The sequence below is a fragment of the Agromyces bauzanensis genome, from assembly GCF_014645655.1.
Classification (GTDB): domain Bacteria; phylum Actinomycetota; class Actinomycetes; order Actinomycetales; family Microbacteriaceae; genus Agromyces; species Agromyces bauzanensis.
Map to the genome: position 1 here is coordinate 116,498 of NZ_BMMD01000004.1, position 20,486 is coordinate 136,983.

The following is a 20,486-nucleotide window of genomic DNA, read 5'->3' on the forward strand; positions in this document are numbered from 1 at the left end:
GCGATGAGCACAGCATTGCCGAAGAACGAGGGCGTCCCGTATCGCCCCAAGGCGGCGGAGATCCCCACCGCGCCGGGCGTCTACCGTTTCCGCGATGCCGAGCGACGCGTGCTCTACGTCGGCAAGGCGAAGAACCTGCGCGCGCGACTGTCGAACTACTTCGCGCCGCTGCACACCTTGCAGGAGCGCACGCGCCGCATGGTCACGAGCGCCGCGTCCGTCGAGTGGACCGTCGTCCGCACCGACGTCGAGGCGCTGAACCTCGAGATCACGTGGATCAACGAGCTGAAGCCCCCGTTCAACGTGCGGTTCAAGGACGACAAGTCCTACCCGTACCTCGTGGTGACGCTCGCCGACGAGGCGCCGCGCGCCATGGTGTCGCGCAAGCGGGGAATCCCAGGTGCCCGGTACTTCGGCCCGTATCCGAAGGTCTGGGCCGTGAACGAGACCCTCGACCTCCTCATCAAGCTGTTCCCGATCCGCACGTGCAAGGACAGCGACTACCGACGGGCGATGGCGTCGGGCAAGCCCTGTTTCGCCGGCCAGATCGGCCGCTGCTTCGGCCCGTGCTCGGGCCGGGTCACGATCGAGGAGCATCGCGCGAACGTCGACCGGTTCGTGGCCTTCATGCAGAACCAGGACCCGCGCATCCTGGACGACCTCGAGCACGAGATGCGCTCCGCGGCCGCGGTGCAGGACTACGAGACCGCGGCGCGGCGGCGCGACCAGCTGCAGGCCGCGCGGGCGTTCTTCGAGAAGAGCGCCATGGTGCTCGGCGACCGAGTCGACATCGACGTCTTCGGCGTGGAGCACGACGAGCTCGCCGCGGCGGTGCAGTTGTTCATCGTGCGGAGCGGCCGGGTTCGGGGGGTGCGCACGTGGACGGTCGACAAGGAACTCGACGTCCCGCTCGGCGAGCTCGTCGACTCGGTCGTGCAGAACGCGTACGTCGACGGGCTCAACCCGGCGCGCGAGGTCATCGTGCCCGAACTCCCCGACGACGCCGAGGCGCTCGAGACGTGGCTGGCGACGCTCGCCGGCCGCAAGGTGCGGCTCCGCGCTGCGCAGCGCGGTGACAAGGCGGCGCTGCTGCAGACCGCGACCCAGAACGCCAGGCAGTCGCTCATGCTCTACAAGACGCGGCGCAGCGCCGATTTCACGACGCGCTCGCGCGCCCTGGAGGACATCCAGGAGGCGCTCGGCATGGCCGACGCGCCGCTGCGCATCGAGTGCTTCGATGTGTCGCACCTGAGCGGCACCAACATCGTCGCCTCGATGGTCGTGTTCGAAGACGGACTGCCCCGCAAAGACGAGTACCGGCGCTTCACGATCCCGAACTCGAACGACGACACCGACTCGATCCACCAGGTGCTGACGCGGCGGCTCGCCTACCTTGCGCCGGGTCCGACCGTCGACCCGCCGTCGGCGGCCGGCGACACGGCGGCGGGCACCGACGACGCCCCCGCGGCGTCCGAGCGACGCAGGAAGTTCGCCTATCGCCCGAACCTCCTCGTGGTCGACGGCGGCCAGCCCCAGGTGGCCGCGGCCGCCCGCGCCCTCGAGGAGTCGGGGGTCGAGGGCATCTACCTCTGCGGCATCGCAAAGCGGCTCGAGGAGATCTGGACCCCCGACGCCGACTTCCCGGTGATCCTGCCGCGCAACAGCGACGCGCTCTTCCTGTTCCAGCGCGTGCGCGACGAGGCGCACCGGTTCGCGATCACGCACCAGCGCCAGCGGCGCAAGCGCGACATCGGCACCCTCCTCTCCGAGATCCCCGGCCTCGGTCCGGCGCGCGTGAAGGAGCTGCTCCGCCATTTCGGATCCGTGTCGCGGCTGCGCGCGGCCACCGAGTCCGAGATCGGCGAGGTCAAGGGCATCGGGCCGACGCTCGCGGCCACCGTGCACGGGCACCTGCGCGCCGACGGCGTGTCGGCGCCCCGGTAGGCTGGAGTGTCGACGCGCGGAAGGGGGCCCGAGACGATGGCAGCCGGGGCTGAGCAGCAACAGGAGGTGCTGATCGTCACCGGGATGTCGGGGGCGGGCCGCTCGACCGTCGGCAACGCCCTCGAGGACCTCGACTGGTACGTGGTCGACAACCTGCCGCCGCAGATGCTCCGCCCGCTCGTCGAACTCGTGGAGCGCGCGGGCACCTCGCTGCCGCGCATCGCCGCGGTCGTGGACGTGCGTGGTCGTGACTTCTTCTCGGAACTGCAGGAGATCATCCAAGCGCTCCGCACCGGTACCAACGTTCGGGTCGTCTTCCTCGATGCCACGGACGCGGTCCTCGTGCGCCGGTTCGAGTCGGTGCGTCGTCCGCACCCGCTGCAGGGGAACGGCACCATCCTCGACGGCATCGAGGCCGAGCGGATCCGCCTCGCGGAGCTCCGCGAGTCGAGCGACATGGTCATCGACACGTCCGACCTCAACATCCACCAACTCGCGACGCTCATCACCGAGACGTTCGCGGAGGAGGGGCGGGCCGGGCTCCAGGTGACCATCCTGAGCTTCGGCTTCAAGTACGGCCTGCCGGCCGACGCCGACCTCGTCGCCGACGCGCGATTCCTGCCGAACCCGTTCTGGATCCCCGAGCTCAGGCACCTGAGCGGCGAGGATGCCGCCGTGTCCGAGTACGTCCTGAGCCAGCCGGGAGCACACGAGTTCATCGACGCGTACGCGGCGGCGCTCGCGCCGGTGCTCGCGGGATACCAGCGTGAGAACAAGCGGCATGCGACGATCGCGATCGGCTGCACGGGTGGCAAGCACCGTTCGGTGGCGATCGTGCGGGAACTCGCGGAGCGGCTCGAGCAGCTGCCGGGCGTCGTGGTGAGCGTGAAGCACCGTGATCGGGGCCGGGAATGATCGGTTCGAGCCCCGACGACCTGACGCGATCGACGAAGGAGAGGGTGTGACGTGGCGCTGACGGGCGACGTGAAGGAGGAGCTCGCGCGGGTCGAGGTGTCCAAGACGAGCGTTCGGGCGGCCGAGCTCGCCTCGGTGCTCAGGTTCGCAGGCGGGTTGCACATCATCTCGGGGCGCATCGCCATCGAGGCCGAGCTCGACTCGCCGACCATCGCCCGGCGCGTGACGCGCGACCTCGGCGAGCTGTACGGCGTGCGACCGGATGTCTCGGTGATCTCGCCGTCGGGGATCCGCCGGTCGAACCAGTACCTCGTGCGCGTGCTCGACGGCGGCGAGACGCTCGCGCGGCAGACGGGCCTGCTCGATGCACGCCGGCGCCCGGTGCGGGGCCTGCCGAACAAGCTCACCACCGGCTCCCGCGATGACGTCGCCGCGGTGTGGCGGGGCGCGTTCCTCGCACACGGCAGCCTCACCGATCCGGGCCGTTCCGCGGCCCTCGAGGTCACGTGCCCGGGCAACGAGACGGCGATGGCACTCGTCGGCGCCGCCGGCCGACTCGGCATCTCGGCGAAGGCCCGCGAGGTGCGCGGCGTGCACCGCGTCGTCATCCGCGACGGCGAGGCGATCAGCGCGATGCTCGCACTCATGGGCGCCACCGAGACGGTGCGCAACTGGGAGGAGCTGCGCCAGCGACGCGAGGTGCGGGCCACCGCCAACCGCCTCGTCAACTTCGACGACGCCAATCTCCGCCGTTCCGCGCAGGCCGCCGTCGCGGCGTGCGCGCGCGTCGAACGCGCGATGGAGCTCCTCGGCGACGACATCCCCGAGCACCTGCGCTACGCCGGCGAACTCCGCCTCGCGCACCGCGATTCGAGCCTCGACGAGCTCGGCCACCACGCTGACCCGCCCATGACGAAGGACGCCGTCGCCGGGCGCATCCGCCGCCTGCTCGCGATGGCCGACAGGCGTGCGGTCGAGCTGGGCGTACCCGGCACTGAGGCCAGCCTGCCGCCCGACCTCGACGACGTCTGACCAGGGGCTGCGCGCACGCGGATGCCGTGGCATCCGCTGTTCGTCGTGGGCCGCGTCAACCCCGGTCGTCGTTCCCGGCCCGGGCATAGACTCGAGGATGCAGCCGCGGAACGCCGGGCAGGAGCCCGGAATGCCCGGTATCTGACAAGGAGAAGCAATGGCCGACTACACCCTCCCGGATCTGCCCTACGACTACTCGGCGCTCCAGCCCGCGATCAGCGGCACGATCATGGAACTGCACCACTCGAAGCACCACCAGGCGTACGTGACCGGCGCGAACACCGCCCTCGAGCAGCTCGCCGAGGCGCGCGACTCGGGCAACCTCGCCAACGTCAACAAGCTCGAGAAGGACCTCGCGTTCAACCTCGGCGGCCACGTCAACCACTCGATCTTCTGGACCAACCTCTCGCCCGACGGCGGCGACAAGCCCACCGGCGACCTCTCGTCGGCGATCGAAGACCAGTTCGGGTCGTTCGACAAGTTCCAGGCGCACTTCACGGCGACCGCGCTCGGCGTGCAGGGCTCGGGATGGGCCGTGCTCGCCTGGGACTCGATCGGGCAGCGCCTCCTCGTCGTCCAGTTCTTCGACCAGCAGGCGAACATGCCGGCGGGCATCGTGCCGCTCCTCATGCTCGACGTGTGGGAGCACGCGTACTACCTCGATTACAAGAACGTCCGCGCCGATTACGTGAAGGCGTTCTGGAGCATCGCGAACTGGGAGAACGTCCAGCAGCGCCTCACGACCGCGCGCGAGAAGACCTCAGGGCTGCTGCTACTGTCATAGCGGTTGGTGTCCCCGGACGCTGTCCGGGGACCCCTGCCGTCCGATCAGTACCCGTGCAAACGCGCTCTCGCGCTCGTTGAACAGGAGACTTCCGTGTCCGTGAAGATCGGCATCAACGGCTTCGGCCGAATCGGCCGCAACTACTTCCGCGCCGCGCTCGCGCAGGGCGCCGACCTCGAGGTCGTCGCGGTGAACGACCTCACCGACAACAAGACGCTCGCCCACCTGTTGGAGTTCGACTCGGTGACCGGGCGCATCGACGCCACGGTCGACTACGACGACGAGCACATCATCGTCGGCGGCACGGCCATCAGGGCGTTCGCGGAGCGCGATCCGGCGAACCTGCCGTGGGGCGAGCTCGGCGTGGATATCGTGATCGAGTCCACTGGGTTCTTCACGAAGGCCGCCGACGCGCGCAAGCACCTCCAGGCGGGCGCGAAGAAGGTCCTCATCTCGGCTCCGGCGACCGATGAGGATGCGACGTTCGTCATGGGCGTCAACGAGCAGACGTACGACCCCGAGAAGCACCACATCATCTCGAACGCCTCGTGCACCACCAACTGCCTGGCGCCCCTCGCGAAGGTCTTCAACGACGCGTTCGGCATCGAGCGCGGCCTGATGACCACGGTGCACGCGTACACCGCCGACCAGAACCTCCAGGACGGCCCGCACAAGGACCTCCGCCGTGCCCGCGCCGCGGCGATCAACATCGTCCCCACCTCCACGGGCGCCGCGAAGGCCATCGGCCTCGTGCTCCCCGAACTGGTCGGCAAGCTCGACGGTTTCGCGCTGCGCGTGCCCGTTCCCACCGGCTCGATCACCGACCTCACCGTGACGTCGTCGCGTCCGGTGACGGTCGACGAGGTGAAGGCCGCCTACAAGGCGGCCGCGGAGGGCCCGCTCAAGGGCATCCTGAAGTACAGCGAGGACGAGCTCGTGTCGAGCGACATCGTCTCCGACCCCTACTCCTGTATCTTCGACTCCGGGCTCACCCGCGTGATCGGCGACCAGGTGAAGCTGTCGGGGTGGTACGACAACGAGTGGGGTTACTCCAACCGCCTCGTCGACCTGACCGAATACGTGGCCGAGCGCCTCTGAAACGAGTGAATGTGACCCTGCGAACGATCGAGTCCCTCGGTCCGCTCGCCGGCAGGCGCGTCGTCGTCCGTTGCGACCTCAATGTCCCTCTGCAGGGCGAGGTCATCACGGACGACGGGCGTGTGCGGGCGTCGGTGCCGACCATCCGGGCCCTCACGGGCGGGCGGGCCCGCGTGATCGTGGTCTCCCATCTGGGCCGCCCCGAAGGCGCGCCCGACCCGAAGTACAGCCTCGCACCCGTGGCGAGCCGCCTCGGCGAGCTGCTCGACGCCCCCGTCGCCTTCGCGACCGACACGGTCGGTGCGGATGCCGCGGCCAAGGTCGCCGCGCTCGGCGACGGCGAGGTGCTCGTGCTCGAGAACCTCCGCTTCAACCCGGGGGAGACCTCGAAGAACGAGGCCGAGCGCACGGCGTTCGCGGGCGAGCTGGCAGGCTTCGCCGACGCGGTCGTCTCCGACGGATTCGGCGTGGTGCATCGCAAGCAGGCGAGCGTGTACGAGCTCGAGGAACTCCGGCCCAGCGCGGCAGGGCTCCTCATCGCCTCGGAGCTCGACGTGCTCGACCGGCTCACGGAGTCGCCCGAGCGGCCGTACACGGTCGTGCTCGGGGGGTCGAAGGTGTCGGACAAGCTCGGCGTGATCGCGCACCTCCTGCCCCGCGTCGACACGCTGCTGATCGGCGGCGGCATGCTGTTCACATTCTTCGCCGCCCGGGGCCACAAGGTGGCGTCGAGCCTCCTCGAGGCCGACCAGATCGACACCGTGAAGGGCTACCTCGCCCAGGCGGAGGAGCGCGGCGTGTCGATCGTGCTGCCGACCGACGTGGTCGTCGCCGCCTCGTTCTCGGCCGACGCCGAGCATGTCGTCGCGCCGGCCGACGCCATCGAGGACACGCCGTTCGGGACATCCGGACTCGGCCTGGACATCGGCCCCGCGACGGCGGCCGCGTTCGCCGCCCGCATCCGCGAGTCGAAGACGGTCTTCTGGAACGGTCCCATGGGGGTGTTCGAGCTCGCACCGTTCGCCGAAGGCACGCGTGTGGTGGCCGAGGCGCTCACGGAGGTCGACGGGCTCAGCGTCGTCGGCGGCGGCGACTCCGCTGCGGCCGTTCGACAGCTCGGCTTCCCCGACAAGGCATTCGGACACATCTCGACGGGCGGAGGCGCGAGCCTCGAGTTCCTCGAGGGCAAGAAGCTCCCCGGACTGGAGGTCCTCGGATGGCAGTGACCCTTCGACCGCCTCAGGGCGGCGCACGTATCCCGTTCATCGCCGGCAACTGGAAGATGAACCTCGACCACCTGCAGGCGATCGCATTCGTGCAGAAGCTCGCCTGGGCGCTCGCCGACGCGAAGCACGACTTCGCCGATGCGGAGGTGGCCGTGTTCCCGCCGTTCACCGATCTGCGGTCGGTGCAGACGCTCGTGACGGCCGACTCTCTCCCCATCGGGTACGGCGCGCAGGATGTCTCGGCCCACGACTCAGGCGCCTACACGGGCGAGATCTCGGGGGCGTTCCTGGCGCAGCTCGACTGCGCCTACGCGATCATCGGGCACTCCGAGCGGCGTACGCTGCACGGCGAGACCGACGCCGACGTCAACTCGAAGGTGCTCGCCGCGCACCGCCACGGGATCGTGCCCGTCGTCTGCGTGGGGGAGACCGCGGACGACCTCGAGGCGCACGGCCCGAGCGCCGTGCCCGTCGCGCAGCTGCGTGCCGCACTCGACGGCGTCGACGGCTCCAAGGGACTCGTCGTCGCCTACGAGCCCGTCTGGGCGATCGGCTCCGGGCAGGCGGCGATCCCCGAGCAGGCCGAGCAGGTGTGCGCCGCGCTTCGCGCCCTCATCGGCGAGCTGCTCGGCGACGAGGCGGCCACCGCGACGCGCATCCTCTACGGCGGCTCGGTGACGGCGGCGAACATCGCGTCGTTCCTCAGGGAGCCGAACGTCGACGGCGCCCTCGTCGGCGGTGCGAGCCTCGACATCGACGAGTTCTCGAGCATCGTCCGGTTCAAGAAGCACGTCGGCACGTGACATCCTGCCGCCGCCTGCGGACTTCGTTCCGTGGTCGGCGGTGCACGTCCCGTTATACTGATTGACGGCTCGACCCACTGCGTCGTGCCCGGAAAGGTTCACCGTGGAGATTCTCCAGGTCGTCCTGCAGGTGCTGCTCGGTCTCACGAGCCTCCTGCTGACGCTGCTCATCCTGCTGCACAAGGGCCGCGGCGGCGGTCTGTCCGACATGTTCGGCGGCGGCGTCACCTCGAGCCTCGGCGCGTCCGGTGTCGCCGAGCGCAACCTCAACCGCATCACGATCATCCTCGGACTCGTATGGGTGACGTGCATCGTGCTGCTCGGCCTCATCACCAAGTTCGACGCCGGAATCTGACGGGGGAGTCATGGCATCGGGAAACAGCGCCATCCGGGGCTCGCGCGTGGGCGCGGGCCCGATGGGCGAACAGGACCGCGGCTTCCACGCCGACCGCGTCGCGGTGAGCTACTGGGACGCCCAGGGCAACGAGACCGTGCGCCACTTCGCGGCGAACCTCCCCGAGGAGGAGATCCCCGACATCATCGACAGCCCATCGACAGGCATGCCGGCCGGCCGCGACAAGGAGAACCCGCCGTCGGTGTCGAAGCTCGAGCCGTACAAGACGCACCTCGCGTACGTGAAGGAGCGGCGCACCGACGAAGAGGCTGCAGCCCTGCTCGAGGAGGCGCTCACGCAGCTTCGCGCCCGCCGCGGACAGGCCGCGCCACAGGACTGACGTCCGAGACCACGAACGTGAGGGGGCCAGCCGGTGGGCTGGCCCCCTCCTCGTCGGCCCGACGGCGTCGTGGTCCGACTCCGCGATCAGTAATCGCGCGAGATGAGCGCCTCAGGCACCTCGGCGGCCGCATCCGCGTCGACGAAGAACACCGTGCGACGGCGCCCCTTGATCCCGGCGACCGGCACCTCGTCGCGACTCGCACCGGCAAGGGCGAGGCCGAGCGCCGAGGCCTTGTCGGCGCCGGCGAGCACGAGCCACACGCGCTGCGAGGAGTTGATCACCGGGCGCGTCAGGCTGAGGCGCTCGGGCGGCGGCTTGGGCGAGTTCCGCACGGCGATGACGGTGCGATCGGTCACCCGGATGCCCGAGCGGTGCGGGAACAGCGAGGCGATGTGCCCGTCGGGGCCGACGCCGAGGAAGGTGATGTCGAAGATGGGATGCGGCAGCCCGTCGACGCCGTGCGTCGACAGCTCTGCCGCGGCGGAGGCGGCGGCCTCGTCGAGCGAGAGCCCGGAATCCGATGCCGGGAACGGGTGCACGTTCTCGGCAGGCAGGTCGAGGTCGTCGAGCAGCGCCTCCTGCGCCTGCCGGTCGTTGCGTTCGCCGTCGCCGGCCGGCACCCAGCGCTCGTCGCCCCACCAGAAGTGCACGCGCGACCAGTCGATCGACGTGCGCGCCGGTGACGCGGCCACTGCCTCGAGCATCGCGGATCCCATGGATCCACCGGTGAGCACGACGTGAGCCACCGCCTGCGCGTCGAGGATGTCGAGCATCTTCGTGATGAACCGCGCGGCGACGGAACTCGCCAACGACGCCTTGTCGGGATGTACGAGCACGCGTCGTTCATTCGTCATGCATGGACTCCTTCGGCCTCCCTGGCATCCAGGAGCGCGATGCCCCTCGTGATCACTTCACCGTACAACTCGTCGGGGTCGAGACGGCGGAGCTCGTCCGCGAGGCAGTCGCGGAGGCTGCGACGGGGCAGCGCCACGTCATGCACGGGTTGGCCGGGCTGGCGCAGCGTGGCGACGCCGGGCACGTCGCGCACCAGCTCGATCGTGCCGCCGGGGCGATCGAGCCGGACGCCGTGGATGCCGTGCGATCCGGACTCGATGCCGGTCAGCACGCAGGTGCTGGGCGCGTCGAGCTGCAGTCGGAGCCACGCTGCCAGCAGCGTCGTGGACGGCGAGTCGATCGCGCCCGTCACGGTGACGCCGACGACCGGCTCGTACGGGGGCTGGTCGAGCACCGCGGCGAGCTGCGCCCGCCACAGCGTGAGTCGCGTCCACGCGAAGTCGGCGTCGCCGGGGTGGTAGCTCGTCGCGAGGGCGTGCAACGCCGCCTGCGGGTCGGCCTGGGTCGAGGCATCCGTGATCCTGCGGTGCGCGATGCGACCGAGCGGCGCCTCCGCGGGAACACCCGGCGCCATGCCCGGCCACCAGGTGACGACCGGGGCATCCGGCAGCAGGAGGCCCATGACGAGGCTCTCCTCGTCGAGCGCTGCGTCGCCGCACGCGCGCAGCACGATCACCTCGCTCGCGCCCGCGTCGCCGCCGACGCGGATCTCCGCGTCGAGTCGCGACGGCGTGCGCGGAGCCTCGTCGGGGTCGCTGGAGATCACGATGACGCGCATCGGATGCTCCCTCGACGCGTCGTTCGCAGCCTCGATCGCCTCCTCCTCGCCCCCCGGTGCGGTGGCGATCACCAGGGTCAGCACGCGCCCGAGGGCGACGACGCCGCCCTCCTCGCGGACCTTCACGAGCGTCTTCGAGATCTGGCTCGTGGTGGTGTCGGGCAGGTCGACGATCATGGGCGCCTCCAGGTCCGTCCGTCGCGGGCGAGCAGTTCGTCCGCCGACGCGGGCCCCCAGGTACCGGGCCGGTACTGCTCGGGCCGGCCCTGGGTGGCCCAGAATTCCTCGATGGGATCGAGGATCTTCCAGGAGAGTTCGACCTCCTCCTGACGGGGGAAGAGCGGCGGGTCGCCGAGCAGCACGTCCAGGATGAGCCGCTCGTACGCCTCGGGACTCGCCTCGGTGAAGGCGTGCCCATATCCGAAGTCCATGGTGACGTCGCGCACCTGCATGCCGGCGCCCGGCACCTTCGATCCGAAGCGGATCGTGACGCCCTCGTCGGGCTGCACGCGGATCACGAGCGCGTTCTGGCCGAGCTCGGAGGTCTGGCTGTCGGCGAACACCTGCTGCGGCGCCCGCTTGAACACGACCGCGATCTCGGTCACGCGGCGGCCGAGTCGCTTTCCCGCGCGCAGGTAGAACGGCACGCCGGCCCAGCGCCGGGTGCCGATCGTGAGCTTCATCGCGGCGTACGTCTCGGTGGTGGACCGGGGGTTCATGCCGTCCTCGTCGAGGAAGCCGACGACCTCCTCACCGCCCTGCCAACCGCCGGAGTACTGCCCGCGGGCGGTGCCGGCGGCGAGGTCACCGGGCAGCCGCACGGCGGCCAGGATCTTCTCCTTCTCGGCGCGCAGGTCGCCGGCCTTGAAGGAGATCGGCTCCTCCATGGCCGTGAGGGCGAGCAGCTGGAGCAGGTGGTTCTGGATGACGTCGCGCGCAGCGCCGATCCCGTCGTAGTAGCCCGCGCGGCCACCGACGCCGATGTCCTCGGCCATCGTGATCTGCACGTGGTCGACGTGGTTGGCGTTCCAGATGGGCTCGTAGAGTTGGTTCGCGAAGCGCAGCGCCAGGATGTTCTGCACCGTCTCCTTGCCGAGGTAGTGGTCGATACGGAACACCGAGTCGGGCGGGAACACCGAGGCGACGACGTCGTTCAGTTCCCGCGCCGACTGCAGGTCGGACCCGAACGGCTTCTCGATGACCACCCGACGCCACTGGTCGTCCCGCTGTCCGGTGAGTCCCGACCGCTTCAGCTGCTCGGTGACGAGCGGGAACGACTTCGGCGGGATCGACAGGTAGAACGCGTGGTTGCCCATGGTGCCGCGCTTCCGGTCGAGCTCCTCGACGACGCCGCGGAGCCGGTCGAACGCCGCGTCGTCGTCGAAGTCGCCCTGCACGAACCGGATGCCGCGGGCCAGCTGCTTCCAGACGTCCTCACGGAACTCGGTGCGCGCGTACTGCCTGACCGAGTCGTGGACGACCTGCTCGAAGTCCTCGTCGGCCCAGTCCCGCCGCGCGAAGCCGACGAGCGCGAAGCCGGGCGGCAGCAGCCCACGATTGGCGAGATCGTAGACCGCGGGCATGAGCTTCTTGCGCGAGAGGTCGCCGGTGACGCCGAAGATGATGAGACTCGACGGGCCGGCGATGCGGTTGAGGCGGTAGTCCTTGGGCGAGCGCAGCGGGTTGCGCTGCGCGGAGATCGCGGTCGGAGCCATGGAGTCTTCCCTCTGATCAGCCGACGGCGTCGAACAGTGTCGGGATGTTCGACGCAGGCTCCGTCAGCGTGAGCGTGAGCACTGGCCTGCCGTGATCGGCGAGCACGCTCGCGTCCCCCGAGGCCTGGGCGGCGATGAGCTGGCCGAACGTGAACGGGCGCTCCGGGATCTCGAGGTCGTCGTCGGCGACCTCGGTGATCTGCAGGAATACGCCGACCGCAGGGCCGCCCTTGTGGAACTGGCCCGTCGAGTGCAGGAAGCGGGGGCCCCAGCCGAAGGTGACGGGGCGGCCCGCCCGGGTGGCGAGGGCGTCGCGCAGTCCGGCCAGCTCGGGGTGGGCGACTCGGTCGACGTACGCCTGCACCGACAGGTAGCCGTTCGGCGGAAGCTCCTCGAGCAGTACGTCGATGGCCGACGCGAGGTCGCTCGAGGCGCCGATCACGTCGGGAGTGCCGCGCACCTCGATGCCGTCGGCCACGAATGCCGCGGGTGCGGGCTCGGGGCGGGCGTCGAGCAGACCGCGTGCGGCGATCTTGGCCGACTCGACGTCGGGCTGGTCGAACGGGTTGATCCCGAGCAGCCGGCCCGCCACGGCGGTGGCGTACTCCCACACGAGCAACTGCGCGCCGAGCGTGCCCGACACCCGGATGTCGCCCGAGGGGTCGTCGACGAAGATCTCGTCACCGGCGTCGTCGACGAGTCGCACGACCTGCACGTCAGGAAGGCGGGCGGCGAGCTCGGGTGCTTCGGCGTCGAGGACGACGGGCAGGATGCCGGTCCCCTTCTTGCCCGTGGACTCGGCGATGAGCTGCTCGGCCCAGTCGGCGAAACCGACGACGTGCGTGCCGTCGGCGACGATCGCGAGCTTGTCGCGGAGAGGCGCCGTGGCCGCGATCGCCGCCCCGAGCACGAGGCCGGGGTTCTCTGCGGTGTCGACCGCGAGCGACAGTTCGATGGTCTCGGCCTCGTCGAGGATCTCGGCGATGTCGACGCCGGCGAGGCCCGAAGGCACGAGGCCGAATGCCGTGAGCGCGGAGTACCGGCCGCCCACGGTCGGATCAGCGTTGAACACGCGGTAGCCGGCGGCGCGAGCGGACTCGTCGAGCGGCGAGCCGGGATCGGTCACGACGATGATGCGCGACGTCGGGTCGATACCGGCATCACGGAAGGCCCGCTCGTACACGCGGCGCTGGCTGTCGGTCTCGACCGTCGAGCCCGACTTCGACGAGACGACGAGGGCTGACCGACCGAGACGGTCGGCGAGCGCCGCCCGCACCTGGCCGGGTTCGGTCGAGTCGAGCACCGTGAGTCCGACCCGCGCGGTGCGAGTGATGACCTCGGGCGCGAGGGAGGATCCCCCCATGCCGGCGAGCACGATGTGGTCGACGCCCTTGGCCTCGAGCTGCTCGCGGAGCGCCTCGATCTCGGCGACGAGCGGCCGCGAGACGGCCACCGCCTCGGTCCATCCGAGGCGCTTGGCGGACTCCTCCTCGGCGGCCGGGCCCCAGAGCGAGGCATCCTGGCCGGTGATGCCGCTGGCCACGAGGTCGGCCACGAGCTGCGGCACGACTCGGCGAACGGCATCGGCGGCGGCGCCGCTGACCGAGATGCGGAAGCTCATCGCGCCGCCTCCAGCGCACCGCGGACGGTGTCGAGCAGTTCGTGCCACGAGACGATGAACTTCTCCACGCCCTCGCGCTCGAGCACCCCGGTGACGTCGTCGTAGTCGACACCCGCGCGCGCAAGCGCGTCGAGCACGGCGCCCGCGTCGGCGTAGGCACCCGTGACGGTGTCGCCCTCGATCACGCCGTGGTCGAAGGTGGCCTCGAGCGTCTTCTCGGGCATCGTGTTGACCACGCCGGGCGCGACGAGCTCGGTCACGTAGAGGGTGTCGGGCAGCGACGGGTCCTTCACGCCGGTCGAGGCCCACAGGGGGCGCTGGCGGTGCCCGCCGTCGTCGAGCAGGGCGGTCGCGCGCTCGGACGCGAAATGCGCGACGTAGAGCTCGTACGCGAGGCGGGCGTTCGCGACGCCGGCCTTGCCCTTCAGCGCGAGGGCCTCGTCGGTGCCGATCTCGCTCAGGCGCCGATCGACCTCGGTGTCGACACGTGACACGAAGAACGAGGCGACCGAGTGGATGCTCGACAGGTCGAGGCCCGCCGCCTTCGCCTGCTCGAGGCCGGTCAGGTACGCGTCGATGACCTGGCGGTAGCGGTCGAGGCTGAAGATCAGGGTGACGTTGACGCTGATGCCGGCGCCGATAGCGGCGGTGATCGCCGGAAGCCCCTCGAGGGTGGCCGGGATCTTGATCATGACGTTCGGCCGGTCGACCTTGTCCCAGAGTCGGTGGGCTTCGGCGATGGTCGCGTCGGTGTCGTTCGCGAGGTCGGGGGAGACCTCGATCGAGACTCGGCCGTCGTAGCCGTCGGTGGTGTCGTACACCGGGCGGAAGAGGTCGGCCGCATCGCGCACGTCGGCGGTCGTCGTCTCGAACACGGCCGCCTCGACGTCGGCACCCTGGCCGGCGAGCTCGTGCAGCTGCTCGGTGTAGCCCTCGCCCTTCGCGAGGGCACCCGCGAAGATGGTCGGGTTGGTGGTCACGCCGACGACGTTGCGCTCGGCGATCAGCCGCTCGAGCCCGCCCGAGGTGATTCGCTCACGCGACAGGTCGTCGAGCCAGATGCTCACGCCGGCGGAGGACAGCGCTGCGGTGGGGGAGGTGGTGGTCATGGGGTGTCGTCTCCTTCGTTGCGCGCGTCAGTCGGACGCGAGCGTCTCTTTCGCGGCGGCGACGACGGCGTCCGTCGTGATGCCGAACTCGCGGAACAGGGTCTTGTAGTCGGCGGATGCGCCGAAGTGCTCGATCGAGACGCTCCGGCCGCGGTCGCCCACGTACGGGTGCCACGAGAGGGCGATGCCGGCCTCGACGGACACGCGGGCGGTCACTGACGCGGGCAGCACGGACTCCCGGTACGCGGCATCCTGCTCCTCGAACCACTCGAGGCTCGGTGCCGACACGACCCGTGCCTGGATGCCCACTGCGGCGAGCTGTTCGCGGGCGGCCACGGCGAGCTGCACCTCGGAACCCGTGGCGATGAGGATGACCTCGGGGGTGCCCGACGGTGCCTCGGCCAGGACGTACGCGCCGCGTGCGAGCCCCGCGGCCGAGGCCAGGGTGTCACCGGATGCCTCGCCCTCGCCGCGCTCGAACACCGGGATGTTCTGGCGGGTGAGCGCGATGCCGACCGGGCCGCCGCGGCGCTTCAGGATCTCGAGCCAGGCCACTGCGGTCTCGTTCCCGTCGGCGGGACGCACGACGGTGAACCCGGGAATGGCGCGGAGGGTGGCGAGCTGCTCGACGGGCTGGTGCGTGGGGCCGTCTTCGCCCAGTGCCACGGAGTCGTGCGTCCACACGAAGATCGACGGCACCTTCATGAGGGCCGCGAGGCGGACCGCCGGGCGCATGTAGTCGCTGAAGATGAGGAAGGTGCCGCCGAACGGGCGGGTCTTCCCGTGCAGCACGATGCCGTTCACGATCGCGCCCATGGCGTGCTCGCGGATGCCGAAGTGCAGCACGCGCCCGTAGGGCTCACCCGCGAACTCGTGCGTGGAGTGCTCGGTCGGGATGAACGACGCCGCGGCGGTGATGGTCGTGAGGTTCGACTCGGCGAGGTCGGCCGAGCCGCCCCAGAACTCGGGCAGCACTCCGGCGAGGGCGTTGATGACCTTGCCGGATGCCGCGCGGGTGGAGACCTCGGTGCCGCCCTCGAACGACGGGAGCACGGATGCCACGTCGTCGGGCAGCTCGCCCGCCTCGAGCCGGTCGAGCAGCGCCTTCCGCTCGGGGTTGGCGGCGGCCCAGGCGTCGAACGCGACCTGCCACTCGGCGTGCTGCACGGCGCCGCGTTCGCGCGCCTCGCGGGTGTGCTCGAGCACGTCCTCAGCGACGACGAAGGTCTGCTGGGGGTCGAAGCCGAGCACCTCCTTGGTGGCGGCGAGCTCTGCTGCGCCGAGGGCGGAGCCGTGGATCTTGCCGGTGTTCTGCTTGCCGGGGCTCGGCCAGCCGATGATGGTCTTCAGTACGATGATCGACGGCTTGGAGGTCTCGCCCTGCGCGGCCTCGATCGCCCGGTGCAGCTCGGCGACGTCCTCGACGTACTCTCCCGTCTTCTTCCAGTCGACGGTCTGCACGTGCCAGCCGTAGGCCTCGTAGCGCTCGGCGACGTCCTCGGTGAACGCGATGTTCGTGTCGTCCTCGATGGAGATCTGGTTCGAGTCGTAGATGACGACGAGGTTGCCGAGCTGCTGGTGTCCCGCGAGCGAGGATGCCTCGCTCGTCACGCCCTCCTGCAGGTCGCCGTCTCCCGCGACGACGTAGACGAAGTGGTCGAAGGGGCTCGTGCCCGCCGCGGCATCCGGGTCGAAAAGGCCGCGCTCGAAGCGGGCGGCGTAGGCGAATCCCACGGCGGAGGCGAGGCCCTGGCCGAGGGGGCCGGTGGTGATCTCGACGCCGTCGGTGTGGCCGTACTCGGGGTGGCCGGGGGTCTTGGAGCCCCAGGTGCGGAGCGCCTTCAGGTCGTCGAGCTCGAGGCCGTCGCCGGCGAGGTAGAGCTGCACGTACTGGGTGAGCGAGGAGTGGCCGGCCGAGAGGATGAACCGGTCGCGCCCGAGCCAGGAGCGGTCGGCCGGGTCGCGGCGCATCACCTTCTGGAAGAGGAGGTACGCGGCGGGCGCGAGGCTCATCGCGGTGCCGGGGTGCCCGTTGCCGACCTTCTCGACGGCATCGGCCGCGAGCACGCGCGCCGTGTCGACCGCGCGATCGTCGATGGGTTCCCACTGCAGAGTTGCCACGAGGTGCTGTTCCTTCCGATCGTGACGGCGTCGGGAACCGTCGGGCCCGACCCGCCGAGGACGTTGCGGCGCGGTCCGCCACGCGGGCGGTTTCGACCGGGCACGTGTTCGCGTGACGCCCGGTTGGTCGAACCCGTGGAGCCGGGCGCGCATTCCCCAAGTATATGGATGCAGGTGCACTCCGTGACGGGCTGTGACTCACGCGCGACGCCGTGCGATGCGAGGTCGGCAAGCGCATTCCGATCGATGCTCGCGCGGCCATGGCCTAGAATCGTCTGGGGTCGCGCGGAGTCTGGCCGAATGTGCCCGCGCCCGGAAGAGGAACGATGCAGGCAGCCGTACACATCCGCGAGTCGCGACCGCCCATGACGGTCCGGAGCAAGCTGTCGGCCTACCTCGCGCTGACGAAGCCGCGAGTCATCGAGCTGCTGCTCGTCGTCACCGCGCCCACCATGATCCTCGCGCAGGACGGCCTGCCCGACCTGTGGCTGCTCGTCGCCACCCTCATCGGCGGCGCCATGAGCGCCGGTTCCGCCGGAGCGTTCAACTGCTACATCGATCGTGACATCGACCGGGTGATGAAGCGCACGCAGGGGCGCCCGCTCGTCACCGGCGAGCTCACCGACCGCGAGGCGATCGTCTTCGCGTACGGTCTCGGCGCGGCATCCATCGCGTGGCTCTGGGTCTTCACGAACTGGCTCGCCGCCCTGCTCTCGCTCGCCGCGATCCTCCTGTACGTCGTCTTCTACAGCCTCATCCTGAAGCGCCGCACCGCCCAGAACATCGTCTGGGGGGGAATCGCGGGATGCATGCCCGTGCTCATCGGCTGGGCTGCCGTCACCGAGAGCCTCACCTGGACGCCGTTCATCCTCTTCCTGATCATCTTCCTCTGGACGCCGCCGCACTACTGGCCGCTGTCGATGAAGTACCGCGACGACTACGCCGCCGCCGGCGTGCCCATGCTCGCCGTCGTTCGCGGTCGCGCACAGGTCGGACTGCAGGTGATCCTCTACGCCTGGGCGACCGTCGCGTCCTCGTTGCTGCTCATCCCCGTCGCGGGCATGGGCCTCGTCTACTCGACCATCGCGTTCGTCACGGGGGCGTGGTTCATCTCCGAGACGCACCGCCTCTACAACCTCGCCATCCGGCACGAGCAGGTCTCGCCGATGCGCGTGTTCCACGGGTCGATCGTGTACCTCTCGCTCCTGTTCCTCGCGATCGGGATCGACCCGCTGCTCCCGTTCTGAGCGAAAAGGCGGACGCGCCGTCAGGCGCATGCTCGACTCCAGCGATGGCTGCCGCTTCCGCTCGCCGACGGTGTCGTCGTCGTGGACCGCCGCCGGTGATGCCTGAATGTGCAGCGACCGGCGCCCCGACGGGCAGGTGATCCTGCCCGTGAAGTCGGAGAACGCCGACCTATCCTGAAGGTCAGGACGACCGCAGCGGAGGTCGAGATGCAGGTCAGCGCCATGCCGTTCGCCCGTGGGACGGGGCCTACCCGGGACGGCGCTCGGCCGCCGCCGCACCGATCCGCCTCCGTCGCCGGTCTCGAGACGGCCGGCAGGTTCGCCCCGTCGGCAGCAGCTCGAGTGCTCACCCTCCAGCGGACCGCCGGCAACGCGGCCGTTTCCCGCATGCTGCAAGCGAGTGCGACCAGCTCCCATTCACTGCAGCGGGACCCTCTGACCGACTTCGCCCTCGGGAAGCCCACGACGAGTCCATTCGGCTTCGCCCCGCCCGCCGAGCAGCTCCGATTCACTTCGCGCATCTTCCTCGAGCACTCACTGCCGACCGAGTGCCCGAGGTGCCATCGTGACCGGCCGACGACGCCGATGCCGGAGCGCTTCGTCGATCGCGAAGCCACCGAGCCGCGGCTTGTCACCTGGGCCGGCGAGTCGGAGAAGATGCTGCATACCGGCGCAGCCGTGCGGGCGATGCAGCTCGATCCAGGCGCCACCGATCGGCTCGTCGACGACTACGGTGTCGGACTGACCAAGCGCATCACCGCCACCCACGAGTTCGAGGGCTCTGATGCGGTCCGGATCAGTGGAGCCGAGACCATTCGTCAGAGGTGGGGCGACATTCGCGCCGGAGTTCGGGATGGCCTTGCCGATTGGTACCAGAAGGAGTTGCTGACGGCTGTCGGTCTGACGCCGAAGCTCGGCGAGCCGATTCTCGAGCCGGACAGACTGCGGGCCGTGCTCACCACCCACCACGGTGAGGCGGCGCCTCTCGGGCGCTGGAACGCGGTCGTGCTCCCAGGGCAGAGGATCGGGCCGTTCCAGATCACCGACATCGGCGCCGGCCAGATCTGGTTCCACCGCCCCGAGCGACCTCTGTGGATGTACCAGATCGGCCAGAGCGACTTCATTCGCGGCCATGACCCGTTCGTCGCCTCAGTCACGGAGCAGGTGTACGACAAGACGAGATGGATCCAGCACGCCACCCCGTTGCTGTTGAAGGCCGGCGCCTTCGCACTCGGTTTCTCCGGCAGCATCGCACTCGTGATCGCCGCGATCGCCATCGACGAGTTCGCGACCGAGATGCAGGCCGACGCCGAGGGCCGACCAGGACGCGATCTCACGGAGATTCTGGGCAGCGCGGGTACCCAGTTGCTGGTCGACCGGATCTTCCATGGGCTCTTCGGTGGGGCGGGCAGGGCCGCGGCAGCCACCGGGAAGCTCGGGCAGAGGGTCGAGCGTGTTTCTGAGCAGGCGCTGCCCGCCATCCGTCGTGAGCTCGCCCAGTCGGAGAAGCCCCTGGTCAAGCAGGCGCTTGATGCCGGCACCGCCCAGAAGGTCACCGATGAGGCGCTGAAGCGCGAGGGCTATCTGGCGCAGGTGGCAGTTGAGAGCGGTGGCCAGAAGCACATCTTCCGACTGCACGAGAGGGGCACCTGGTGCCGATTCAGCGATCGCATCTGCGGGCTCGACCTCGGCGCTGACGTGGCCACTGCGGCGAAGTCGCCCAAGTCCTTCACGCAAGGCAAGCTGAACACCCTGCAGGAGCGACTCACGACCATCCAGGATGAAGCCGCGTTCCTCCGTGCCGTGCACACCAGGATGAAACCGGGCGGGAAGATGGATCTCTCCCTACTGAGCAGCCAGGAACGGGCCGCGCTCGAGGAGATCGTTGGAGATCCAGCGAAACTCACCCTGCGGGAACTCGCCGACCGGCCGCGTGAGCTCGGTCGGGAGCTGGCCGCCGGATTGGAGTCGCAACTCAGGCTGATCAAGCAGCTCTACCGCGAGGGCCAGCCGCTCTACGTGATCATGCGCGCCGCATCGCCGAGCTTCGCGGCGCGCGGCAAGGTGCTCGGGGCCGCATATGGTCGGGACGCTGCGACCGGACTGTTGCCGAGAACCGGGGCGTTGGCCGTCGACCACGTCGTTCCGTTGAATGAGATCGTCCGGATGAAGGGGTTCGACGCGCTCCGTCCTGAACGACAACTCGAGGTCGTGAACGACATCCGGAATCTCCGAGCCGTCGACGCCGCCGCGAACGCCTCCCGCGGCGACCGATCCTGGTCGGCGTGGTCGCAGGCCGCGATCTACTACGACCCGGCCGCTCTTGCCAGGATGAGGTCGTTGGAGGACGAGCTCCGGGGCTACATCGAGGGCCGGATCGCTGCCCTCGCCCGTCACTGATCCGAAGCCTCTCGCTGCTGTTCCTCGCGATCTGCTGTTCCTCGCGATCGGCGTCGACCCGCTGCTGCCGTTCTGAGCCGGATCGGCGGCCGGAGAACCGG

At 69.9% G+C, this 20,486-nt stretch carries 18 protein-coding genes; 11 read left to right on the top strand and 7 right to left on the bottom strand.

Annotated features, from left to right (window positions below; genetic code table 11):
* Positions 1–3 precede the first annotated feature (3 nt).
* From uvrC to IEX31_RS05515, 9 genes are all read left to right on the top strand, one after another.
* Entirely contained in the window at positions 4–1,944 is a 1,941-nt protein-coding gene (uvrC, locus tag IEX31_RS05475) for an excinuclease ABC subunit UvrC (RefSeq protein WP_188742434.1), read from the top strand.
* Between the two features lie 36 nt (positions 1,945–1,980).
* Positions 1,981–2,859 carry an RNase adapter RapZ gene (gene rapZ, locus IEX31_RS05480; protein WP_188742435.1) on the top strand — a complete coding sequence of 293 codons (879 nt, stop codon included), beginning with the start codon at positions 1,981–1,983 and terminating at the stop codon, positions 2,857–2,859.
* A gap of 51 nt (positions 2,860–2,910) precedes the next feature.
* On the top strand, positions 2,911–3,891 hold the full coding sequence (gene whiA / locus IEX31_RS05485; RefSeq protein ID WP_188742436.1) for a DNA-binding protein WhiA: 981 nt from the start codon (positions 2,911–2,913) through the stop codon (positions 3,889–3,891).
* A 157-nt stretch (positions 3,892–4,048) separates the two neighbouring features.
* On the top strand, positions 4,049–4,675 hold the full coding sequence (locus tag IEX31_RS05490) for a superoxide dismutase (RefSeq protein WP_188742437.1): 627 nt from the start codon (positions 4,049–4,051) through the stop codon (positions 4,673–4,675).
* Between the two features lie 93 nt (positions 4,676–4,768).
* Complete coding sequence (gene gap, locus IEX31_RS05495; RefSeq protein ID WP_188742438.1) at positions 4,769–5,773, top strand: type I glyceraldehyde-3-phosphate dehydrogenase; 1,005 nt, start codon at positions 4,769–4,771, stop codon at positions 5,771–5,773.
* A gap of 11 nt (positions 5,774–5,784) precedes the next feature.
* Positions 5,785–6,999 carry a phosphoglycerate kinase gene (locus IEX31_RS05500; protein WP_188742439.1) on the top strand — a complete coding sequence of 405 codons (1,215 nt, stop codon included), beginning with the start codon at positions 5,785–5,787 and terminating at the stop codon, positions 6,997–6,999.
* On the top strand, positions 6,990–7,802 hold the full coding sequence (tpiA, locus tag IEX31_RS05505) for a triose-phosphate isomerase (RefSeq protein WP_188742440.1): 813 nt from the start codon (positions 6,990–6,992) through the stop codon (positions 7,800–7,802). Before IEX31_RS05500 ends, tpiA begins: the two co-directional genes overlap by 10 nt.
* Positions 7,803–7,905: 103 nt before the next feature.
* Complete coding sequence (gene secG, locus IEX31_RS05510) at positions 7,906–8,157, top strand: preprotein translocase subunit SecG (protein ID WP_136706898.1); 252 nt, start codon at positions 7,906–7,908, stop codon at positions 8,155–8,157.
* A 10-nt stretch (positions 8,158–8,167) separates the two neighbouring features.
* Entirely contained in the window at positions 8,168–8,536 is a 369-nt protein-coding gene (locus IEX31_RS05515) for an RNA polymerase-binding protein RbpA (protein ID WP_188742441.1), read from the top strand.
* Positions 8,537–8,622: 86 nt separating this feature from the next.
* On the opposite strand, the gene pgl is transcribed toward IEX31_RS05515, so the two are convergent.
* From pgl to tkt, 6 genes are read right to left on the bottom strand one after another with little or no spacing between them, the layout of a single operon-like run.
* On the bottom strand, positions 8,623–9,393 hold the full coding sequence (pgl, locus tag IEX31_RS05520) for a 6-phosphogluconolactonase (RefSeq protein ID WP_188742442.1): 771 nt from the start codon (positions 9,391–9,393) through the stop codon (positions 8,623–8,625).
* Entirely contained in the window at positions 9,390–10,349 is a 960-nt protein-coding gene (locus IEX31_RS05525; protein ID WP_188742443.1) for a glucose-6-phosphate dehydrogenase assembly protein OpcA, read from the bottom strand. Before IEX31_RS05525 ends, pgl begins: the two co-directional genes overlap by 4 nt.
* Positions 10,346–11,887: a glucose-6-phosphate dehydrogenase gene (gene zwf, locus IEX31_RS05530; RefSeq protein WP_188742444.1), complete on the bottom strand. Its 1,542-nt coding sequence runs from the start codon at positions 11,885–11,887 to the stop codon at positions 10,346–10,348. The genes IEX31_RS05525 and zwf overlap by 4 nt, the downstream gene beginning before the upstream one ends.
* A gap of 16 nt (positions 11,888–11,903) precedes the next feature.
* Entirely contained in the window at positions 11,904–13,508 is a 1,605-nt protein-coding gene (locus IEX31_RS05535; RefSeq protein ID WP_188742445.1) for a glucose-6-phosphate isomerase, read from the bottom strand.
* Complete coding sequence (tal, locus tag IEX31_RS05540) at positions 13,505–14,617, bottom strand: transaldolase (protein WP_188742446.1); 1,113 nt, start codon at positions 14,615–14,617, stop codon at positions 13,505–13,507. The genes IEX31_RS05535 and tal overlap by 4 nt, the downstream gene beginning before the upstream one ends.
* 27 nt (positions 14,618–14,644) lie before the next feature.
* The gene (gene tkt, locus IEX31_RS05545) at positions 14,645–16,738 is read right to left on the bottom strand and encodes a transketolase (protein ID WP_188742447.1); all 2,094 of its coding nucleotides are present in this window, start codon (positions 16,736–16,738) and stop codon (positions 14,645–14,647) included.
* A gap of 326 nt (positions 16,739–17,064) precedes the next feature.
* On the opposite strand from tkt, the gene IEX31_RS05550 reads away from it, so the two are divergent.
* The gene (locus IEX31_RS05550) at positions 17,065–17,985 is read left to right on the top strand and encodes a heme o synthase (protein ID WP_188742448.1); all 921 of its coding nucleotides are present in this window, start codon (positions 17,065–17,067) and stop codon (positions 17,983–17,985) included.
* A 534-nt stretch (positions 17,986–18,519) separates the two neighbouring features.
* Here IEX31_RS05550 and IEX31_RS05555 read toward each other — a convergent pair.
* Positions 18,520–18,951 (bottom strand): hypothetical protein, encoded by a 432-nt coding sequence (locus tag IEX31_RS05555; RefSeq protein ID WP_188742449.1) that lies wholly within the window; start codon positions 18,949–18,951, stop codon positions 18,520–18,522.
* Between IEX31_RS05555 and IEX31_RS05560 the strand changes: the two genes are divergently transcribed.
* Positions 18,937–20,385: a hypothetical protein gene (locus tag IEX31_RS05560; RefSeq protein ID WP_188742450.1), complete on the top strand. Its 1,449-nt coding sequence runs from the start codon at positions 18,937–18,939 to the stop codon at positions 20,383–20,385. The genes IEX31_RS05555 and IEX31_RS05560 overlap by 15 nt on opposite strands.
* Positions 20,386–20,486 lie beyond the last annotated feature (101 nt).